The following is an 18,741-nucleotide window of genomic DNA, read 5'->3' on the forward strand; positions in this document are numbered from 1 at the left end:
GCGGCGCGCCGTCGTCGATCACGTCCGAATCGTGCGTCGGCGGCCCTCGAGGAAGGTCCGCAGCTCGGGCTCCTGCGTGAGTTCGATCGCCCGGACGTAGGCGGCGTCGGCCTCGGCGTCCCGTCCGGCCCGGCCCAGGAGGTCGGCCCGCGTCGCCCACCAGGGCTGGAACGCGTCGCCGCCGGGGGGTAGCGCGGCGAGCCCGGCGGACGTGCCATCCGTTCGCCCGATGACGGCAGCGGCGGCGACCCGTGCGCCGAGGCTCGGCGCGACCACGAGCAGGGCGGAGTAGAGGGTGCGGAGGGCCGCCCAGTCGGTCGATCCCGTGCGGCGGCGGTCGAGGTGCGCGGCCTGGATGGCGGCCTCGAGCTCGAATCGTCCCGGCCGGTCCGAGCCGCGGAGGGCGGCGGCGCGCCGCAGGTGGGTCTCGCCCTCGTCGATGAGCCGGTCGTCCCACGACGTCGGCGACTGCTCGTCGATCGGGATGTACGGCCCCGATCGGCGGCGCGCGAGCGACAGGGTGACGAGCGCGGCGAGCGCCCACGCCTCGGGCTCGCGTTCGAGCAGGCGTGCGAGGGTCAGCGCCAGGTGCCGCGCCTCGCCGGCGAGCGAGTCGGCGTCGTCGCGCCAGGTGATCGCCGCACAGCCGTACACCGCTTCGAGCACCGCGGGCAGCCGCTCGGACAGGTCGCGTCGATCGGGCACGGCGAAGGGGATACGTGCTCGCGCGATGCGACGCTTCGCCCGTGTGAGCCGCTGGGCCATGGTGGCGGTCGGGATCGCGTACGCGGCAGCGATGCGCCCCGCATCGAACCCGAGCACGGCCTGCAGGATGAGGGGAGTGCGTGCGGCCGGGTCGATGGCCGGGTGCGCGCACGCGAAGCACAGCTCGAGGCGCTTGTCGGGGATGCGGAGCGGGTCGACGTCGTCGAACGGATCGAGCAGGACACCGCCCCGTCCGGTCACCGACGCGGCGGCCTCGGCCTCCGCCGCGTCGTCGAGCGGCGCACTCGTGCGTGCCGCCGCGGACTTCCACGCGTCGCGCTGCCGGTTGCGAGCCACGGTGATCAGCCAGCCCTCCGGATTGTCGGGGATGCCGCTCGTCGGCCACCGCTCGAGCGCAGCGGCGAAGGCGTCGGCCAGCGCGTCCTCGGCGAGCGCGAGGTCTCCGGTGCTCGCGGCGAGGACGGCGACCAGCTTCGCGTAGGACTCGCGAGCGGCGTGCGCCGCGGCGCCGTACGCGTGCGCGCGGGCGGACGCGCGGGCGGTGTCGTCCGCGGGCGGTCCGGCGGCATCCGTCACCGGTTGGGCACCCACGACCCGTCGACCGTGTGGACCGCGCCGGGTCGGACCTCGACCGCACCGCCCCAGTCGAGCGCGGGCGCCTGGGACGCCCACTCGAGCGCGGCGTCGAGGTCGGGCACGTCGATGACGATGGTGCCGCCGAGCTGCTCCTTGGCGTCGACGAGCGGTCCGTCCTGAACGTGCAGGCGGTCGCCGCCGCGCCGGACGGTCGTGGTCACCTCGCTCGGCTGCAGGACCTCGGCGCCGAGCAGCACCCCGGCATCGTGCAGCGTGGCCGCGTAGGCCGACATCCGCCTCTGGCCCTCGGCGATCGCCTGGTCGCCGAGCGTCTCGGCCGACCCTTCGGAGTAGTGCAGCAGCAGCGTGTAGCGCATCGTGAACCCCCGCTCACCGCACAGCGTACTGGCCGATGACCACGCCGGTCGTGGTCGGGATGGCGCGCTCCAGCTCGAGCGCGACCCGGTGGTCGCCGAACAGCTTCGTGCCGGTTCCGAGCACGAGCGGATGGTGCAGCAGCACCATCTCATCGACGAGCCCCGCCGCGAGCAGGGTGCGCACGAGCTCGCCGCTGCCGATCACCGTGATGCCGCCGTCGAGGTCGCGACGCAGCGCGGCGACGGTGTCGACGGCCTCGCCGATCAGCGGGGTCGAGTTCGGGTGGGCGAGCCGGATGTCGCGCTGCCGCGACACGACGTACTTCGGCGTGTCGACGAGCACCTGCGTGAACGGGTTGGGATCGGGCGTCGACGTCCAGTACCCGAGCACGTCGTCGTACGTGCGGCGGCCGAACAGGAGGACGCCGTCGCCCTGCGCCATGCCCTCGGCGACCCCGTCCCGGTACGGCGCCGCCCAACCACCGTCGGCGAAGCCGCCGCGGGTGTCCTCGTCGGGTCGTCCGGGTGCCTGCATGACGCCGTCGAGCGTCACGCTCTCGAACAGGCTGATCGTGGCCATCGTCTCGTTCCCTTCCGCGGCCGCCGTGTGCGGCCGTCACGGGATGAACGATCGAGGGCGAGCGGAATCGACAGCTCGGGCTGATGTTCCCGCGCCCCCGTCGCGGCGGAGGCGCCGACCCGCCCCGATGCCGCGGTGCTCGCCGCCGAACTCATCGGGGTTCCCCAGGCTACCGCCCGGCCATGACGGCATGCTCGGTCAGGTACCCGTGAGGACCGACGTCGTCCGGATCAGTTGTGGCGTCCGGTCTCGGAACCGGGCCGGCGCGGTCTCCGCGTCGGGGCAGGGAAGCAGCTCACGCTCCTCGAGGTCGGTACCGAAGTACCGGGCAACTGGCCCCACGACCATGTCCGCGTCGGCGGCTCGCTTCGCATCCGAGTCGACGGCGCACAAGGTCGGAAGCCCGAACCTATCGGGCCGTGCTGTGTCCCTCAGGGGCGTTCGACGTACCGACGGCGGTCGCCCCACCCGGGGGGCGACCGCCGTCGGCGTCCGGCTGGCCGGTCTAGCTCTTGACCTCACGAGGATGCGTGCGTCGCGGAGCGAGCACCGCCATCACTACCCATCCGATAGCGAGAACGCCGCAGCCAAGGGCCCAGACGAGGTCTCCCGTCACGGCAACCCATACGCCCAGCGATGCGAACCCGAGGGCGAGGACGATGGAAATCCAGATACCCGGCTATTGATCAGGGAGCCTGGTTGTGCTGCCCGGCTCCGCGGCCGGCCCTGTGGAGGAGAGGTGCGAGCGACTCGGCAAGCAGCCTGGTCAGTCGAGCTCGCGCAGCACGGTGGTGCGCTCGCTCGGGGTGTCGCCGGTGTTCACGACGCCCTGCGGTTCGATGAGGATCGCCGAGACCTCGCCGTCCGCCCTCGGGCAGTGCTCGACCCCGCGCGGCACGACGTAGACGTCGCCGGGGCCGAGTTGCACGTCGCCGTCCCGCAGTTGGATCACGAGCTGACCCGACAGCACCATGAACAGTTCGTCGGTGTCGGGGTGCGAATGCCAAGTGAACTCGCCGAGGACCTTCACGACCTTGACGTCGTAGTCGTTCACGCTCGCGAGCCGGCGGGGCTGCCAGTGCTCCGAGAACGAGTCGAGGGCGGCGTAGACGTTGCGGACCTGAGCGCTCATCGTCCGATCGTCGCGCGGGGCGGCGCCGGTTCGCAATGCTCGGCGTCGGGTTCGGCGGCGCGAATCCGTCGGCGGGCCGGCGCGTTCGCGATGAAGACGCCCGCCACGAGCACCGCGCCGCCGACCGACTCCCACCCGTTCGGCACCTGGCCGAGCAGCAGCGCCGCGGAGGCCATGGCCACGACGGGGGCGAGCAGCACCCACGGCACGACTGACGCCGAGCGGTTGCGGGCGAGCAGCCCGTTGAAGATCGCGTAGCCGATGAGGGTGCAGAGCCCCGCGGTGTACAGCGTCGAGAGGATGGGCCGCCAGCCGAACGCCGCGATCCCGGCGGCGATCGCGTCGGGGCCCTCGATGACCGCCGACAGGCCGAGCGCCGGAAGCGGCACGACGAGTGCCGACCAGACGGTGAGCGACAACGCCCCGAACCGTCGAGCCGGTGCGACGGGCCCAGCGCGGCGCGCGATCACGTTGCCGACCGCCCACGAGAGCGCGGCGAGCAGGCACAGCACGACGGCCAGCGCCGGCGCGTCGCCACCGCGTCCGAACGCCACGACGCCGAGCCCGACGGTGCCGATCGCGACGCCGGCGGCCTGCAGTCGCGTGGGCCGCTCGCGCAGCGCCAGCGCGGCGACGACGATGGTCAGCACCACCTGCGCCTGCAGCAGCAGCGCGGCGATGCCGGGCTGCAGCCCGAGTGCGATGGACGTGTAGAGCAGCGCGAACTGCCCGAGGCTCATGAACAGTCCGACGCCCACGACGGTGCGCCAGCTCGCCAGCGGGCGCGGCACGACCACGACCGCGAGTGCGACGACGGCGAAGCGCACGGCGACGAAGAACACTGGGGGGATGCCGGCCATGCCCCAGTCGATCACGACGAAGTTGAAGCCCCACATCGTCGCCACCAGCGCAGCCAGCAGCATGTCGCGTCTCGTCATGGCACTACTCCAGCGCGTCGCATCCGGAAGCACCAGCGTTGATTTCTTCACCTGAATCGGTAGCATCGCTGCATGATCGATCTCGAAGGCGTGGTCGCGCTTCGTGCGGTGGCCACGAACGGCAGCGTCGCCGCCGCGGCCGACGCGCTCGGCTTCACGCCGTCGGCCGTGTCGCAGCAGATCAAGCGCCTCGAGCGCGGCACCCGGGTCGCCCTCCTCGAGCGCGCCGGTCGCGGCGTCGTGCTGACGGATGCCGGTCGTCAGCTCGTCACGTCATCCGCGAGCGTGCTCGCCGACCTCGAACGCATCGAGGCCGACCTGCAGCTCGCCGGCGGGTCGCGCGCCGACAGCGCGGAGCGTCGGATCGCGGGCGAGGTGCGCGTCGGCGCGTTCTCCACCGCGGTGCGCGGTTTGCTCGTCCACGTCCTCGCCGACCTGCAGGACGCGCACCCCGACCTGCGCGTGCCGCTGCGCGAGAGCGAACCGTGGGAGACCGTCGCACTCGTGGCATCCGGTCAGCGCGATCTCGGCATCGTGCACCGCTGGGGCGGCGTCGCACTCGCGATGCCCGGGCACCTCGTCGAGACGCCCCTGTTCACGGATGTCGCCGACGTGATCCTGCGACGCGAGCACCCGCTCGCCGACCGCACCGAGCTGACGCCCGCCGACCTCGCCGACGAGCGCTGGATCGCGACCTTCGACTCGACCATCTGCCGCCAGTGGCTGCGCCGCCTGTTCGACGGCGTCTCGAACGCGCCGCGCATCGTGCACGAGTCGATGGAGTTCGAGAACCACCTCGAACTCGTTCGCGCGGGCCTCGGGGTCGCGCTCGTGCCGCGCCTCGGCCGGTCGGCGCTGCCCGACGACCTCGTGGCGATCCCCACCACCGGCCCCGCATCGGTGCGCGACATCGCTGCCGTGCACCGCCGCAGCCAGGCCGATTCGCCGGCGCTGCAGGCGGTGCTCGACGCGGTGCGAGCGGCGGTGCAGGCGCGCGAGGGCGCGCCTCGGTAGCGTCCAAGGGGCACTCAGACCCTTCCGAGAAGTGGAGCCACGAAATGAGGAAGCCGTTCGGTCGCCGCCGAGACGACCCTTCCGGCGGCCCGCTCGAGACGCACCATCCGCTGCTCGATCCGGGGTGACTGCGACCCAGTCGCCCGAGACGACGAGATGATGCCAAACGCACCGTCTGGCTGCCAGAAGGGTGCATTCGGCATACTCTCGAGCGGCGCATGGCGCTCATCGAACGGGAGATCGGCGGATCGACGACTCACCCGGGCCCGCGCCGCGCGAACACCCCCGCGAACACCGCGTGCAGCAACGGCACGACGGATGCCACGACGAGCGCCGCACCCCACCCCGGCTCGTCGTCCCGCAGCAGGATGCCGCCCACGAACAGCCCGACGAACACCACCGCCGACACGATGCGGCCGGCGACGCGCTCGAGGCGCGTCATCCGCTGCTCGATGCGTGGTGACTGCGCGACGAGGCGCCCGGATTCGACGCGGTCGACCAGCCCTTCGAGGCGGCCCGGCAGTCGCCAGGCGGTGCCGGCCACCGACAGTGCCTCGCGCCCGACGGTCTGCACGAGCCCGCCGCGCTGGTCGCGCAGCAGCTGGGCGGCGTAGGGCTCGACGGCGTCCCAGAGGTTGAACTCGGGGTCGAGGGTGCTGCACATGCCCGAGGTCAGCGACATGGCGCGGATGATGAGCAGGAAGTTCTCGGGCAGCTGGAACGGCAGCGACCGCACGACCTCGCCGAACTCGATCGCGAAGCTGCGCAGCTCGCGCTCGTCGACCTGCGCGAGCTCGGCGAAGCCCATGCCGCCGAACCGCGCGAACAGCTCGGTCATGGCCCGCTCGAGCTCGTACGTCTCGGCGGTCGGCAGCAGGAAGCCGACGCCCTGGATGGCCTGCACCAGGCGTTTCCCGTCGCGCGCGGCGACCGCGAGCATGAGCTGCTGCAGGCCGCGGCGCAGGCCGTCGGGCACCTCGCCCATCATGCCGAAGTCGATGAAGGTGAGCTGCCAGGCCGGCGCCGCGGCATCCGTCGCCCCGAGCGATGACGAAGCCGAAGCGGATGCCGCGGGCCCGGCGACCGGCGTCACGAAGATGTTGCCCGGGTGCGGGTCGGCATGGAAGTACCCGTCGCGGAACAGCTGGTCGAACATGACGGCCGCGAACTGGTGCGCGACCTGCTTCGGGTCGATGCCCGCCGCGACGAGCGCCGCGCGGTCGCTGATCTTGATCGCGGTGACGTCGGCGAGCGTGAGCACGCGGCGGGTGGTGCGCTCCCAGACGACCTCGGGGGCGGCCACGCGCGGGTCGTCGGCGAAGTTCGCGGCGAACCGCTCGGCGTTCTGCGCCTCGTGCAGGTAGTCGATCTCCTCGAGGCTCGTGGTGGCGAACTCCTCGACGAGCGCGGGCAGGTCGACGCGGCTCGCGACGAACCGCACGCGGCTCAGCCATCCGGCGACCCGGCGCAGCGCCGCGAGGTCGACGTCGACGATCACCTCGATGCCCGGCCGCTGCACCTTGACGACGGCCTCGTCGTAGCCCATGTCGCCGGCGTCGACGGGCGCGAGCCGGGCGCGGTGGGCTTGGCCGAGGGATGCCGCGGCCAGCGGCGTCGGGTCGAACGACGCGTACGCCCGCTCGAGCGGCACCCCGAGTTCGGCCTCGGCGAGGCGCCGGATGTCGTCGAACGGGACGGGCGGCACTTCATCCTGCAGCCCGGCGAGCTCACGCGTGATCTCGGGCGGCAGCACGTCGAGCCGCGACGACATGTACTGGCCGACCTTGATCATGAGCCCACCGAGGTCGACGGCGAGCACGTGGAAGCGCTGCGCGATGCGCGTCATCCGTGCCGTGCGCCCGCGAGCGACGAACTTCGTCAGCCCGAAGCGGGTCAGGACGAGCTCGTACCACCACGTCTGGACGATGTAGCGCGCGGCGAACCGCAGGATCCTCCGGTAGCGGGCGCGCGTGTTCCCCACATCGGGCATCCTGCCTGTCGGATGCCGACGTGTCGAGGCCACCGAGCGTCAGTCCTGGGCGAGGATCGAGTAGAGCCGGCGACGCGCCTCGTCGAGGATGTCGACCGCCTGCTGCACCTGCTCGGGGGTGCCCGTGCGTCCCACCTGGGCTGCGGCCTGGGCGAGTTCCATACCGGACTTCGCGAGCGGCCCGGCGTGGCCGAAGTCGCGACGGCTGCTGCTGCTGCCGCTGCTGCTGCCGGTCGGCCACGGCGCGCGGTCGGCGGATGACGCGGCCTCGGCCCGGCCCATCTCGGTGAGCGTGTACGTCTTGCGGCCGCGCTCCTCCTCGGCGGTGATCAGCCCCTCGTCGGCGAGGAGCTGCAGCGTCGGATACACCGAGCCCGCGCTCGGCTTCCATACGCCGCCGCTGCGCTCGGAGATCTCGCTGATGATCTGGTAGCCGTGCATCGGCTTCTCGGCGAGGAGCGCGAGCACCGCCGTGCGGACGTCGCCCTTGCCCATGCGCGGCGCGACCTTCTGCTCGAACATGCCGCGCAGCTGCTCCATCGCATCCCAGAGTCCCTGGCCGGGGCCGCCCTTGCCGCCCCAGTTGCTCGAGCCGCTGCCGAACGCGCTGCCGAATGGATCGCTCATGATGACCTCCCTGAACCGGGGCCCTGATCGGGTCTCGACGATATGTCAACGATATATCGGTGAGCGGTCGGGGTGGTCGTGAGTTCGCTGGGAAGAAGCGCCGGGTTGTGGAAGCCCTGCGCCTTCGCGAAACCGACTTCCCCGAACTCGGGCCCGGCATTCTGACTGTGGATGAATCGCCGGAACCGGTGCCTGTGGAGGAGGAGTGCGCGACTCCCCGTCAGCGCCGGAGGGGCGCGTCAGCCCGCCTCGCCCCGCCGCTCGGCGACGATCGCCCGGATCATCCGCGTGATCAGGTCGAGAGGGAGCGGGTCCGCGTGCGGGAACGTGACCGAGTCCTTGCCCGACCGGTGCGGCGCCACCTCCGACTCGAGCGGCTCCGGCAGCGGGGGAACCGGGTAGACCCCGATGTGCCGCTTCCATCCGGCGAAGTGGAGCGCGTACCGCCCGCCCAGCATCACCGCGGCGATGCCGTAGCGCATCCGCTCCTCGGGATCGGCAACCTCGGCCCGGATCGCCGCGCGCACCTGCGCGAGCCGCGCAGCGATCTCGTCGGGGAACGACGCCACGTACTCATCGACGCTCTGGGCGGTCATGAGGGGAATGGTGCCAGTGCGGATGCCTCCGCGCCACCCCTGCGACGCGCGCCACCCCTGCGACGCGCGCTCGCCGCGCGCTCGCGGAACGACCGCCCTCGACTCCGGCGCGACACCGCGCGAGGATGAGCATGACGACAGAGCGGAGTACTCCGATGACGATCACGCAGTCCGACCGCAGCAGCGGTGACATCCTCGGGTTCGTCGTGTCCGGCGATGTGACGAAGGCCGACTACGACGTCCTGACGCCCGCGGTCGAGGCCGCGGTCGAGGAGCACGGCGAGGTGAAGCTCATGCTCGATCTCACCGACTTCCGGTGGGAAAAGGTCGGGGCGTGGGGTGCCGACCTGCGCTTCGGTCACGAGTTCCACGAGAAGGTCGCGCGCATGGCGATCGTCGGCCACAAGAAGTGGGAGGAGCGCCTGGCGCTTCTCGCTTCGCCGTTCTACGCGCGGGAGGCGGCGTACTTCGAAGATCCGGATGCCGCCTGGGCCTGGCTCCGGAGCTGACCCCCCCGCCCGGAGTGGCTCAGTCGGTCCCGATCCGGTGACGGAGTAGCGCGCTCGCCGCATCCGAGATGAGCTCGAGTGCGTCGTGGGGTGCGAGGCGGCCTCGGATCACCGAGAGCGCCAAGCCGTCCTCGATGGCCAGCAGCGTTCGGGCGACGTGGGCGGTCGATGTGGCCGGCGTGTAGAGGCCGGCCGCGACGCCTTCGTCGACGAGCTGTTCGAACAGCTCGACCTGCGCGCGCTCGAACTCGTCTGCGGCCGCGTCGAACCCGTGGTTGCGCGTGCTCAGGGCTCCGAGCTCGATCAGCAGCACGGTCGCGTCGAACGACGGCTCGCCCTCCATCGGGATGCCGAGGCGCAGGCATTCGCGCATCCGCTGCTCGGGCCCGGTGCGGGCCTCGACGCGCGCGCGTCGACCCGTGATGTACTCGATCGCCGCCGTCTGATGGGTCTCGGCGTAGAGCTCGACGAGGTCGGGGTAGTAGTACGAGACCGAAGCCGGGGTCAGGCCGGCGGCCTCGGCGATGTCGGTCAATCGCGCGCCCGCGGCGCCTCGCTCGATCAGCAGCCTGGATGTCGCGGCGACGAGTTCGCCGCGCCTGAGCGCCTGGTTCTTGGGTCGAGCCACGGGGCGATTCTTCCACGTTCATTTGACGAATCCGCGATCCACGTGCATTCTTTCTTCAAAGTTTGTTGAACGAATGGATCACTGTGATGACGCAGAGCCTCATCGTGGCGCTCGTGCAGGCGGCCGCCGAAGAACGGTTCGATGTGGCCGCGTTCGGCGCCCGTATGCGCGAACTGGTGCACCGCGTGCCATCCGCTGCACTCTGGGTGCTGCCCGAGTTCCACCTCGAGCCGGTGTCGACCCATCACAACCCCGAGTCGGGTGCCCGCGCGATCGATGACGTCGCCGTCGCCGAGCTGGCCGCGCTCGCCCGGGAACTCGGCGTGTGGCTCGTGCCGGGCTCGATCTACGAACGCGGCGACGACGGTGCCATCCACAACACGGCGCTCGTCTTCTCGCCGTCGGGGGAGCGGGTCGCCACCTACCGCAAGATGTTCCCCTGGCGACCGCTCGAGCAGACCGTGCCCGGCGACCGGTTCGAGGTCTTCGAGATGCCCGGCTACGGCCGGGTCGGCATCTCGATCTGCTATGACATCTGGTTCCCCGAGCACACGAGGCACCTCGCGTGGCTCGGCGCCGACCTCGTGCTCAACCTCGTGCAGACCGCGACATCCGATCGGGAACAGGAACTCGCGATCGTTCGCGGCAACGCGATCATGAACCAGGTCTGGATCGCGTCGGTCAACGCCGCCGCCCCGACCGGGCGCGGCCGTTCCCTCGTCGTCGATCCGAACGGCTCGGTGCGGGCGAGCTCGCCCGACGCGTCCGAGGAGATCCTGACCGCGGTCGTCGACTTCGCCGCCACCGCGCAGACCCGGGCGCTCGGCACGGCCGGGGTCTCGCGCCCCTGGTCGCAGTTCCGGGGCGACGACGCCCCGATCCCGCTTCCCCTCTACGGCGGCCGCATCGAGCCGTCGACCTGGCACCCCCGTTCGAAGGAGAACAGCTGATGTCCGCACCGTCCACCTCATCCGCCTCGGCGCCACCCGCATCCGGGGCGGCGCACCCGTCTGCGCGCCGCCTCCTGCCGCGCCTCGGTCTCGCCGGCCTCATCTTCTTCGGGCTCGCCTACATGGCGCCGGGGATCGTCACCTCGACGTTCGGCGTCGTCTCCGCCGAGAGCGGCGGCGTCGCGCCGACGGCCTACCTGGTTGCGACGATCGCGATGGGTCTCACGGCCGTCTCGTACGCGGTGCTGGCTCGCAACTACCCGACCGCGGGTTCGTCCTACAGCTACGTCGGGAAGATCCTCGGACGGCATCTCGGCTTCTTCGCCGGATGGGTGATCCTCCTCGACTACCTGTTCCTGCCGATGGTGGCGTGGCTCATCCAGTCGATCTACCTGAACGCGCAGTTCCCGGGCATCCCGCTCTGGGGATGGGTGCTGATCAACATCGTGCCGACCACGATCATCAACCTGCTCGGCATCACCCTGGCCGACCGCGTGAACAAGTGGTTCACGATCGTCGCGCTCGGCTCGGTCGCGGTCACGGCCGTCGTCATCGTCGGGTACCTGGTGAGCGGTTCCGCCCCGGCGGTCGAGCCCGGCGAGGCGTTCTGGAACGGCGACACGTCGGTGCTCGCCATCGGCGCCGCCGCTGCGGTGGCCGCCTACTCGTTCCTCGGCTTCGACGCCGTCAGCACGCTGAGCGAGGAGGCCCGCGATGCCCGTCGGAACATCCCGCGCGCCATCCTGCTCGTGGTCCTCATCGGCGGCGGCATCTTCGTGCTCATGTCGTTCCTCATGCAGCGCATGCACCCGGGCGGCGACTTCGACAACCCCGACATCGCCGGGTACACCCTGCAGGTCATCGCCGGCGGCGAGACGTTCGCGAACATCAACAACCTGATCGCCGTCATCGCCGCGTTCGGCTCGGGCCTCGCCATCCAGGCGACGTCGAGCCGTCTGCTGTTCGTCATCGGACGCGACGGCGTGCTGCCCCGCACCGTGTTCGGGCGGCTGAACATGTTCAGGGTGCCGTGGGTGAACATCCTGATCATCGCCGGCATCGGCCTCATCGGCATGCTGCTCGACATCGCGCAGGCGACCGCGCTCATCAACTTCGGCGCGTTCCTCGCCTTCGCACTCGTCAACCTGTCGTTCCTCGTGTGGATCTGGCGCACGCGCGACCGTCGGAGCTCCGTCGCCTCCTCGCTGCTCAGCCTGGTGCCGGCGGTCGGTGTCGCCGTCGACCTGTTCCTTTTCTCGCAGTTACACGACATCGCGTTCGTGCTCGGCGGCGCGTGGCTGGCGCTCGGAGTGGTCGTCCTGGCCTTCGCGACCCGCTGGTTCCGGCGGCCGGTGCCGTCGCTCGACCAAGAGCTCGCCGACGAGGCGGTCGATCTGCCGGAGGGCGTGAAGACCGCACCCTGAGTGAGCATCGGCCGGTCGGATGTCGCGGCAGCCGGCATCCGGCCGGTGCTGTTCGCTGCTCGGCTCAGCCCGTCGCCGCGAGCGCGAGCACGGCGCGCTCGACCGCAGGGCGCACGTCGAGTTCGGGGTCGACCGTGAGTCGGTGCAGGGCCAGCCCGTCGCCGAGGGCCATGAGCGCGCGCGCCGCCGGCACGGGGTCGGGGATGCCGGCCGCGGCCACGAGCCGGTCGGTCCACTCCTCGAACTCGCGGCGCTGCCGGCGCAGCGGTTCGAGGAGTTCGGGGTCGGCGGCGAGTTCGACGAAGAGCGCGTAGCGCGCGCGGGTGCGGGTCGCGGCCGGGCCGGTCTGCACGAGCAGCACGGCACAGAGCCCCTCAGCGATCGAGTCGGGTGTCGGCTGCTCGAGCAACTCGGGCGTGAAGTCGGCGCGCTCGAGTTCGGCCATCCAGTCGATGATGCCGGCCAGCAGTGCCCGCCGGGTGCGGAACCAGTTCGAGGTCGACCCTGCGGGCAGCCCGGCCCGTTGATCGACGCGCGCATGGCTGAGTGCCCGCACGCCGTCGGTGCCGAGAACCTCGACCGCCGCCTCGAGGGCTCGCTCCCTGGTTGCTGCAGCCATCGGCGCCTCTCACCTCGCGTACGTCGACGAGTTTCGCACGCGCACGCATGGCGCCGTGGCATCCGCTCGCCGTGGCATTCGCAGACCGGGTCGGGGTCGGCGGGCCGGGCTCAGTCGGCTCGCCGGATCCAGTCGAGCGTGAGGTTCGCGACCGCGTCAGGTGCCTCGGCGGGGAGCAGCTTGCCCCCGTCGTCGATGAACGCGAACTCGACGTCGTCGGCGAACCGCTCGGGGTTCGCGCAGAGGCGGCGGATGAGCTCCTCGTCGAACCTGGTGTCGACCCGCCCGAAGGCGAAGAGCGTCGGGACGGTCAGTCGCATCCGCTTGTACACGCCACGGCTCAGCCGCATCGACTCGGGGATCACCATGCCTCGGTAGAGCGTGCGGACCGCCTGGTCGATGGCGGGGCGCTGCATGGGCGCGAGGTGGGCGTCGATCTCCGACTCCGGCGTCCCTCTTGCGTTGTACTGATCGGCCCACACGCCGCGTAGCGAGCTCCCGGGGCGATGCCACAGCAGCTTCGGCATGTGCCGGAAGGCGGCGACGAGCCTGGGGCTGAACGAGATGAATCCGGGCGGCACCGAGAGCTGAACCGCCCTCCCCACGCGTTCGGGGTGGGCGTAGGCGAGCTGCATCCCGGTGATCGCACCCATGTCGTGACTGACGACGTGCGCACGTTCGACGCCGAGCGTCTCGAAGAGCGCGAGCAGGTCGTGCAGTCGCGTCTCGCGCTCGATGCCGGGGTCGTCGGCTTCGGTCCAGCCGGCACCGCGAAGGTCTGGACAGATCACGCGGTAGCCCTGCTCGGCGATCAGCGGCGCGACCTGATGCCACTGCCACCAATGCAGCGGGAAGCCGTGGAGCATGACGACGGGTTCACCGTCGCCGACGATGGCGACGTGGGTGCGCAGGCCCGGAGTCTCGACGATGAGGTGATCGAACCCGGATGCCGCGGGCAGCGGCGGTGCGAGATCAGCCGGTGAGGCGATCGAGTGACGGTGAGGTTCAGGTGCACGCATGACGACTCCTTCGTCGGTGCGGTTTACTACGTTTATAGTACCGCGGATGGCGCGCGCTCGCCAGACTCGCTGTTCAGAGTTGCGGGCCGCTTTGTTAAACCTGTAGCGCGGCGAGCGGTCACGGTGCGCGGTTCGAGCTGGTCGGGCAACGCGACGCTGCTCGACGTGCTGAACGGTGAGACCGAAGCGGATGCCGGGACCGTGCGTTGTGCCAAGGGCGTCAGGTTCGTCTCGCGCAACCCGGTCTACGCCGAACTGGATCTCTCGACGACGCTTCGGCCACGCGGTCGACGCCTACGCGGCTTCGCTGGTGTGCACGGCGACGAAGAAGAACGTGAACCGGTTCCTGTCGATGCTGCAGTTCTCGGAGGCCGACCTGCAGCGGAAGATCGGCACCCTCTCCGGCGGCCACCACGCCCGCGTCGCGATCGCCCAGTGCCTGCTCTCCGGCGCGGCTTGCCGGCGCCCACGCAACGGGGGCGGCAGCGGATGTCGCGGCCTTGGCCTGCCCATCTCCCTGAGCGATTAGTCCTCTACTTCCGTTCGATTCCTTGACGCTGACGAGCCGGTCCGGACGGAGCCCTGCCGACCCGAACCTGAGCTAGAGGCTGAGCGAGGCGATCCGCTCGAGGTTCGCGCGCAGCCGCTCTTCAATCGAAGGTGTTAGCGCACCATCGCGCGCCCACGTCGTCACGACTTCGTTCAGGCTCTCGGGCGCAGCAAGTCGCCGAGCCCTCAGGTCATCTGGTTGGCTGCCGTCGTACATGTCGCCCGAATAGAGCAGTCTGAACTCGCTTTCGATCCAACGCGCTATAGTCGATGCACCCTCTGATTCGGACGACAGAAGCCGTGCGATGCCGAAGTACCAGACTTCGCCGGGCTCACGAGCAATGCTTGGTTCGGTCTCACTTCGTCCGATTGCGCCCCACCACAGACGGCTTACGATCGCGTCAACGGCAGCAAGGGCGTCGTCAGAACGTCGGGCCCGCGCGCGCCGCGCCTCTTCCTCATCGCGCGCCCGCTGGTCGGCCTCCAAAGCCTTCTGCGTCGCTCGCCTCGATTCTGAAACGCTGAACCAGATCGTCAATCCCGTGACCAGAGCTGTAACAAGCGCCGAACTCATGGCCTCCCAGAATGGGAACTCATCCGTGGGTGTGATGCATAACCAACCGACTGAGACCGCACACCACTGCACGGTGTGAACTATATCCGGGTGGTTCTCAGTGGTCGCCAAGCTCGACAAGTGTTCGAGGGGCTCTCGTTCGACCTGCAGCGCGGCGACCGGGTCGCGGTGCTCGGCTCGAACGGGTCGGGCAAGTCGACGCTGCTGGACGTGCTGACCGGTGAGACCGAAGCGGATGCCGGGACCGTCCGTTGGGCGAAGGGCGTCAGGTTCGTCTCGTACAACCGGGTCTACGGCGAACTGGATCTGGACGACACCGTCGGCCACGCGGTGAACGCCTACCCGGATTCGCTGGCGTTCACGGCGACGAAGAAGAGCGTGAACCGGTTCCTGTCGATGCTGCAGTTCTCGGGGGCCGACCTGCAGCAGAAGATGGGCACCCTCTCCGGCGGCCAGCGCGCCCGCGTCGCGATCGCCCAGTGCCTGCTCTCCGGGGTGGCGATGATCGTGCTCGACGAGCCCACCAACCATCTCGACATCACCTCGACCCAGGTGATGGAGCGGGCGCTCACCCATTTCCCGGGCGCGGTGATCGTGGTCTCGCACGACCGGTTCTTCGTCGACAAGCTCGCCGACCGGCCGCTCGTGTTCGACGGCGGGCCGAGGGTGCGTGAGACGGCGGCGACCGGGGCGCTCTGATGGGCGCGTCAGCCCATGAACCGCGCGGCGAACTGCAGGATCCGCCGGCATCGCGCGCGCGTGTTCCCCACATCGGGCATCCCGCCTGCCGGATGCCGACGTGTTGAGGGCACTCAGTCAGTCCTAGGCGAGGATCGAGTAGAGACAACGACGCGCGTCGTCGAGCACCTCGACCGCCTTCTCGACCTGTTCTGGAGTGCCCGTGTGCCCGACCTGCGCCACCCGCTGAGCGAGTTCGAAGCCGGCCTTTGCGATCGTGCCGGCGGCACCGGTGTCGTGACTGCGGCTGCCGCTCAGAGTCGGCCAGGGTGCAGGGCGGTCAGCGGATGTCGCGGCCTCGGCCCGTCCCATCTCGGTCAACGTGTACGTCTTGCGTCCGCTCGATTCCTCGGCGCTGATGAGTCCCTCGTCGGCGGGCAGCTGCAACGTCGGGTACACCGAGCCCGCGCTCGGCTTCCACGCGCCGCCGCTGCGCTCGGCGATCTCGTTGATGATCTGGTACCCGTGCATCGGCTTCTCGGCGAGTAGCGCGAGCACCGCCGCGCGGACGTCGGGCCTTGCCCATGCGCGGCGCGACCTTCTGCTCGAACATTGCCGCGAAGCTGCGCCATGGCCTCCTAGAGGACCTGGCCGGGGCCGCCCTTGCCCCAGTTGCTCGAGCCGCTGCCGAAGCCGCTGCCAATGTACGAATCGCTCATGATGACCTCCCTGTGACGGGCCCTGGTCTTGAGTAGTCGGCGAGCGCCAGTCATGCGTGCTTCGATCGCGCGACCGACTGCGTGTGCTGGGGGCCCGCGATCTGGGGAGAACGAGGAAGCTCGCTCTTCGCGATCACCCGGCATGAGAAACCCCCCTCCACTGACAGTGGAGGGGGGCCAAGTGGGTAGATGCTACAGGTCTGGGTTGCACATAGCGTTATCCTTTCGCGCCTGATGCGAGGCTACTCAGCACCGCTCGAATCGTCAACAGGGTCGTCGAGTGTCGCGTCATAGGCGCGGACCTCCTTCAGGAGGGGCCACGTGAGCCAGAACTCGGGCGAGAGCTCGCCGTCAGCCAGCATCTTCTTCGCCAGCGCGTGGGCCTCCGGGACCTGGTCCAGCAGCGCCAATCGAGCGAGGGCAAAGTCGCGGCTGCGACTGCTCACATCCAGATCCTCGATGGTTGCTCTGCACTGCTCGAATCGCCCCAACGACTTTAGGGCGAGCCAGCCATTCACTTGGACGACGAACTTCGTCCGATCGGACTTCATGCGCTCGAGGTTGGTGCTCTCGACGATCTTCTCGATGAGTTCCAGCCGCCCTTCATGGAGCAGGTAGAAGCAACGGTTGCCAATCTCAGACTCGATGGACTGGATGACATCGTCCTCGCTGCACTGTTTGAGTCCAGCGGCAACGGCGATACCAAAGCCGATGAGGAACAGCTCGTCCGCGGCACGTGCGAGGTACTCGTAAGAGACTGGCAATCGATCATTGAGATTCACATCGTGCTTGTAGCCCTTGAGCTTCTCGAGGTACTGGGCTGACGCCGTGCCTGCGTTGTGCACTATTGCATGACGCCGCTGTACGACCTCGATTGAGGCGAACGACCTCACCGACGTTGGAAGCTTCAGTTGAAACTTCTTTTCGAAGTAGTCCAGCCAATCCAACAGTGAGCCACGCAGGAGGTCGTCCACCGCCTTATCCACCACGTGGTCACGGAATTCGTCGAGATCATCGAATGCGGAGACCTCGGACCAGGTGAATTTACGTTCACTATCGTCGAGCATGCTCGGCCGGCGTTCGTATAGTGCGCGTGCGGCGTGACCGACCATCATTTCCAGCTCACCTACGAGCGAGACGAGAAGAGAAGAGAGAAGCATTCCCACTCCTGCGGGGGCGCCCATTGCCTTCGAGACGCTGTCGAGGTACGTACCCATCGCACCGTCGGGTAAAGCCTCCGACACCTCGACAAGAGCGTCCCGGAAGGCTTCGCGCCGTTCCTCTTCTGATAGAGATGTGTCACCAAGGTCAGACTCGGTCACGGACCGGAAGAGGGTCACGAGCTGTTCGACCGCCGTCTCATCTACGTCTTCGTGGAGGCGCTGCTCGATGAGCTCTTTTGCACGCTTCTTCGCATCGTCGATCTCGGCTTCGCGTTCGTGGACGTAGCGGCCAAGCCGAAGAATCTCACTCTGCCGACCCGCAAGTAGACTGATGCTCCGCTTCAGGCGGTACCAGAGCACTTCATCCGGTGTCAGTTCCCTCTCGGTCGCCTCAAGATCCACCTCCCCGTTAGGCACATCTTCTGGCTCGCTGTCGGTGGTGTCCGAGCTGCCAGACTGCGACCCAGCGGAGCTCGGTTCGGTTGGGCTCCCGGGATCGTCGGGCTCGGGCTCGGGCTCGGGCTCGGGCTCGGGCTCGGGGTGCGGGTCGCGAGGCGTCATGAACGGCAGCGTACGACGAAAACGGCGACCCACATGCAATGACTCAGGCGGAGTCGTGATTCAGATGCGGCCGATCGAGCGAAGCTCTCCTGAAATGAGGTCGCTGACTTTTCGCGAAGAGGGGGAGAAAGCCAACCGCCTCGATCATCATCGCAGGGGTTCGGTCGCTCACAAGCTTCGCCCGCCTTGGATTGCCTTCTGGTCCATCTGTCTCTGCCCTCGGTGGCCGGCATGTCAGGCGCAGGCATCGCGTCGAGTGCGACAAGATGCTCTCGAACGCCGGAGGAGAGGGGGTCGCTTTGCCTCGGGCGTCGTAAACACCACGAGAAACGCAATTGCGTAGCTTCTCGCACCTCCGGATCTGCGTGGCGGCATTGTGCTCGCCCGGCTCGACTGGGGCCGAGGCCGCATACCGAGGAGGTAGTTAATGCAGGCATGGAGTTCGATCGGGCAGGCCGCGGACCTACTGACGATCGTGGCAGCGCTGCTCGCCATTTCCGGAGCCATGTCCTCCTGGCTGACTCGACCCCGGGTGTCTGTCACGGCGACGGCGCGAGGAGCCGATTCTGCGCAGGTCTACGTGACGCATGTCGGCGGCTCCAGGCCAGCGCGCAATCTCTATTACGGCATCGGAATCCTCGACGATGTTGGTGCGGCACGGTCCGGCGATCTCTCGAGTCCATGGCATCTCGAGCTCGTCCCGGGCGCAAGCTACTACTTCGAGATCTTCGATCCGGAGAATGTGGTCTTCGCTGGCCCGAAGGGCGAGCGAGAGACGCGCATTCCGCTCAA

General features: G+C 69.3%; 20 protein-coding genes. 6 read left to right on the plus strand and 14 right to left on the minus strand.

Going from position 1 to position 18,741, the window contains the following annotated elements; genetic code table 11:
- Positions 1-18: 18 nt before the first annotated feature.
- The 5 genes from RH861_RS04800 to RH861_RS04820 all read right to left on the minus strand — a co-directional run bounded on the left by RH861_RS04800 (position 19) and on the right by RH861_RS04820 (position 4,329).
- Positions 19-1,317, minus strand: coding sequence for an RNA polymerase sigma factor (locus RH861_RS04800; RefSeq protein ID WP_310519999.1), 1,299 nt, complete (start codon positions 1,315-1,317; stop codon positions 19-21).
- A complete protein-coding gene (locus RH861_RS04805; protein WP_310520000.1) occupies positions 1,299-1,679 on the minus strand; it encodes a YciI family protein in 381 nt (126 codons plus the stop codon). Before RH861_RS04805 ends, RH861_RS04800 begins: the two co-directional genes overlap by 19 nt.
- 13 nt (positions 1,680-1,692) lie before the next feature.
- Positions 1,693-2,259, minus strand: coding sequence for a dihydrofolate reductase family protein (locus tag RH861_RS04810; RefSeq protein ID WP_310520001.1), 567 nt, complete (start codon positions 2,257-2,259; stop codon positions 1,693-1,695).
- A gap of 766 nt (positions 2,260-3,025) precedes the next feature.
- Positions 3,026-3,391 carry a cupin domain-containing protein gene (locus tag RH861_RS04815; protein WP_310520002.1) on the minus strand — a complete coding sequence of 122 codons (366 nt, stop codon included), beginning with the start codon at positions 3,389-3,391 and terminating at the stop codon, positions 3,026-3,028.
- Positions 3,388-4,329 (minus strand): EamA family transporter, encoded by a 942-nt coding sequence (locus RH861_RS04820; protein WP_310520003.1) that lies wholly within the window; start codon positions 4,327-4,329, stop codon positions 3,388-3,390. The genes RH861_RS04815 and RH861_RS04820 overlap by 4 nt, the downstream gene beginning before the upstream one ends.
- 72 nt (positions 4,330-4,401) lie before the next feature.
- Here RH861_RS04820 and RH861_RS04825 point away from each other — a divergent pair, with 72 nt between their 5' ends.
- Positions 4,402-5,343, plus strand: coding sequence for a LysR family transcriptional regulator (locus RH861_RS04825; RefSeq protein WP_310520004.1), 942 nt, complete (start codon positions 4,402-4,404; stop codon positions 5,341-5,343).
- A 256-nt stretch (positions 5,344-5,599) separates the two neighbouring features.
- Here the strand turns inward: RH861_RS04825 and RH861_RS04830 are convergent, their stop codons facing one another.
- The 3 genes from RH861_RS04830 to RH861_RS04840 form a co-directional block, all read right to left on the minus strand.
- The gene (locus tag RH861_RS04830) at positions 5,600-7,333 is read right to left on the minus strand and encodes an ABC1 kinase family protein (RefSeq protein ID WP_310520005.1); all 1,734 of its coding nucleotides are present in this window, start codon (positions 7,331-7,333) and stop codon (positions 5,600-5,602) included.
- Between the two features lie 39 nt (positions 7,334-7,372).
- Positions 7,373-7,960, minus strand: a complete 588-nt coding sequence (locus tag RH861_RS04835) for a PadR family transcriptional regulator (RefSeq protein ID WP_310520006.1) — start codon at positions 7,958-7,960, stop codon at positions 7,373-7,375.
- Positions 7,961-8,199: 239 nt separating this feature from the next.
- Positions 8,200-8,556, minus strand: coding sequence for an iron chaperone (locus RH861_RS04840; RefSeq protein ID WP_310520007.1), 357 nt, complete (start codon positions 8,554-8,556; stop codon positions 8,200-8,202).
- Positions 8,557-8,711: 155 nt separating this feature from the next.
- Between RH861_RS04840 and RH861_RS04845 the strand changes: the two genes are divergently transcribed.
- A complete protein-coding gene (locus RH861_RS04845; RefSeq protein ID WP_310520008.1) occupies positions 8,712-9,065 on the plus strand; it encodes a SpoIIAA family protein in 354 nt (117 codons plus the stop codon).
- Positions 9,066-9,084: 19 nt separating this feature from the next.
- Here the strand turns inward: RH861_RS04845 and RH861_RS04850 are convergent, their stop codons facing one another.
- Complete coding sequence (locus RH861_RS04850) at positions 9,085-9,693, minus strand: TetR/AcrR family transcriptional regulator (RefSeq protein WP_310520009.1); 609 nt, start codon at positions 9,691-9,693, stop codon at positions 9,085-9,087.
- An 86-nt stretch (positions 9,694-9,779) separates the two neighbouring features.
- Between RH861_RS04850 and RH861_RS04855 the strand changes: the two genes are divergently transcribed.
- Both RH861_RS04855 and RH861_RS04860 read left to right on the plus strand, forming a co-directional pair.
- The gene (locus RH861_RS04855) at positions 9,780-10,643 is read left to right on the plus strand and encodes a carbon-nitrogen hydrolase family protein (RefSeq protein WP_310520010.1); all 864 of its coding nucleotides are present in this window, start codon (positions 9,780-9,782) and stop codon (positions 10,641-10,643) included.
- Positions 10,643-12,067, plus strand: coding sequence for an APC family permease (locus tag RH861_RS04860; protein WP_310520011.1), 1,425 nt, complete (start codon positions 10,643-10,645; stop codon positions 12,065-12,067). The genes RH861_RS04855 and RH861_RS04860 overlap by 1 nt, the downstream gene beginning before the upstream one ends.
- A 64-nt stretch (positions 12,068-12,131) precedes the next feature.
- On the opposite strand, the gene RH861_RS04865 is transcribed toward RH861_RS04860, so the two are convergent.
- Positions 12,132-12,686, minus strand: a complete 555-nt coding sequence (locus RH861_RS04865; protein WP_310520012.1) for a TetR/AcrR family transcriptional regulator — start codon at positions 12,684-12,686, stop codon at positions 12,132-12,134.
- 110 nt (positions 12,687-12,796) lie between these two features.
- Entirely contained in the window at positions 12,797-13,705 is a 909-nt protein-coding gene (locus RH861_RS04870) for an alpha/beta fold hydrolase (RefSeq protein WP_310520013.1), read from the minus strand.
- Positions 13,706-14,015: 310 nt separating this feature from the next.
- Here RH861_RS04870 and RH861_RS04875 point away from each other — a divergent pair, with 310 nt between their 5' ends.
- Positions 14,016-14,234, plus strand: a complete 219-nt coding sequence (locus RH861_RS04875) for a hypothetical protein (RefSeq protein ID WP_310520014.1) — start codon at positions 14,016-14,018, stop codon at positions 14,232-14,234.
- Between the two features lie 72 nt (positions 14,235-14,306).
- Here RH861_RS04875 and RH861_RS04880 read toward each other — a convergent pair whose 3' ends face one another.
- The gene (locus tag RH861_RS04880) at positions 14,307-14,900 is read right to left on the minus strand and encodes a hypothetical protein (protein WP_310520015.1); all 594 of its coding nucleotides are present in this window, start codon (positions 14,898-14,900) and stop codon (positions 14,307-14,309) included.
- Positions 14,901-14,948: 48 nt separating this feature from the next.
- On the opposite strand from RH861_RS04880, the gene RH861_RS04885 reads away from it, so the two are divergent.
- Positions 14,949-15,527, plus strand: a complete 579-nt coding sequence (locus tag RH861_RS04885; RefSeq protein ID WP_310520016.1) for an ATP-binding cassette domain-containing protein — start codon at positions 14,949-14,951, stop codon at positions 15,525-15,527.
- Between the two features lie 123 nt (positions 15,528-15,650).
- Here RH861_RS04885 and RH861_RS04890 read toward each other — a convergent pair whose 3' ends face one another.
- A complete protein-coding gene (locus RH861_RS04890; RefSeq protein ID WP_374760958.1) occupies positions 15,651-16,178 on the minus strand; it encodes a PadR family transcriptional regulator in 528 nt (175 codons plus the stop codon).
- A gap of 289 nt (positions 16,179-16,467) precedes the next feature.
- Entirely contained in the window at positions 16,468-17,949 is a 1,482-nt protein-coding gene (locus tag RH861_RS04895) for a hypothetical protein (RefSeq protein WP_310520017.1), read from the minus strand.
- Between the last annotated feature and the right edge of the window lie 792 nt (positions 17,950-18,741).

Origin of the sequence: Agromyces indicus (assembly GCF_031432295.1) — a bacterium.
Classification (GTDB): Bacteria; Actinomycetota; Actinomycetes; order Actinomycetales; family Microbacteriaceae; genus Agromyces; species Agromyces indicus.

Bases quoted from the DNA above. Each gene is read 5' to 3' on its own strand.
- RH861_RS04805 (WP_310520000.1), bottom strand. From the start codon at position 1,679: ATGCGCTACACGCTGCTGCTGCACTACTCCGAAGGGTCGGCCGAGACG.
- RH861_RS04810 (WP_310520001.1), bottom strand. From the start codon at position 2,259: ATGGCCACGATCAGCCTGTTCGAGAGCGTGACGCTCGACGGCGTCATG.
- RH861_RS04815 (WP_310520002.1), bottom strand. From the start codon at position 3,391: ATGAGCGCTCAGGTCCGCAACGTCTACGCCGCCCTCGACTCGTTCTCG.
- RH861_RS04820 (WP_310520003.1), bottom strand. From the start codon at position 4,329: ATGACGAGACGCGACATGCTGCTGGCTGCGCTGGTGGCGACGATGTGG.
- RH861_RS04825 (WP_310520004.1), top strand. From the start codon at position 4,402: ATGATCGATCTCGAAGGCGTGGTCGCGCTTCGTGCGGTGGCCACGAAC.
- RH861_RS04830 (WP_310520005.1), bottom strand. From the start codon at position 7,333: ATGCCCGATGTGGGGAACACGCGCGCCCGCTACCGGAGGATCCTGCGG.
- RH861_RS04835 (WP_310520006.1), bottom strand. From the start codon at position 7,960: ATGAGCGATCCATTCGGCAGCGCGTTCGGCAGCGGCTCGAGCAACTGG.
- RH861_RS04840 (WP_310520007.1), bottom strand. From the start codon at position 8,556: ATGACCGCCCAGAGCGTCGATGAGTACGTGGCGTCGTTCCCCGACGAG.
- RH861_RS04845 (WP_310520008.1), top strand. From the start codon at position 8,712: ATGACGATCACGCAGTCCGACCGCAGCAGCGGTGACATCCTCGGGTTC.
- RH861_RS04855 (WP_310520010.1), top strand. From the start codon at position 9,780: ATGACGCAGAGCCTCATCGTGGCGCTCGTGCAGGCGGCCGCCGAAGAA.
- RH861_RS04860 (WP_310520011.1), top strand. From the start codon at position 10,643: ATGTCCGCACCGTCCACCTCATCCGCCTCGGCGCCACCCGCATCCGGG.
- RH861_RS04865 (WP_310520012.1), bottom strand. From the start codon at position 12,686: ATGGCTGCAGCAACCAGGGAGCGAGCCCTCGAGGCGGCGGTCGAGGTT.
- RH861_RS04870 (WP_310520013.1), bottom strand. From the start codon at position 13,705: ATGCGTGCACCTGAACCTCACCGTCACTCGATCGCCTCACCGGCTGAT.
- RH861_RS04895 (WP_310520017.1), bottom strand. From the start codon at position 17,949: ATGACGCCTCGCGACCCGCACCCCGAGCCCGAGCCCGAGCCCGAGCCC.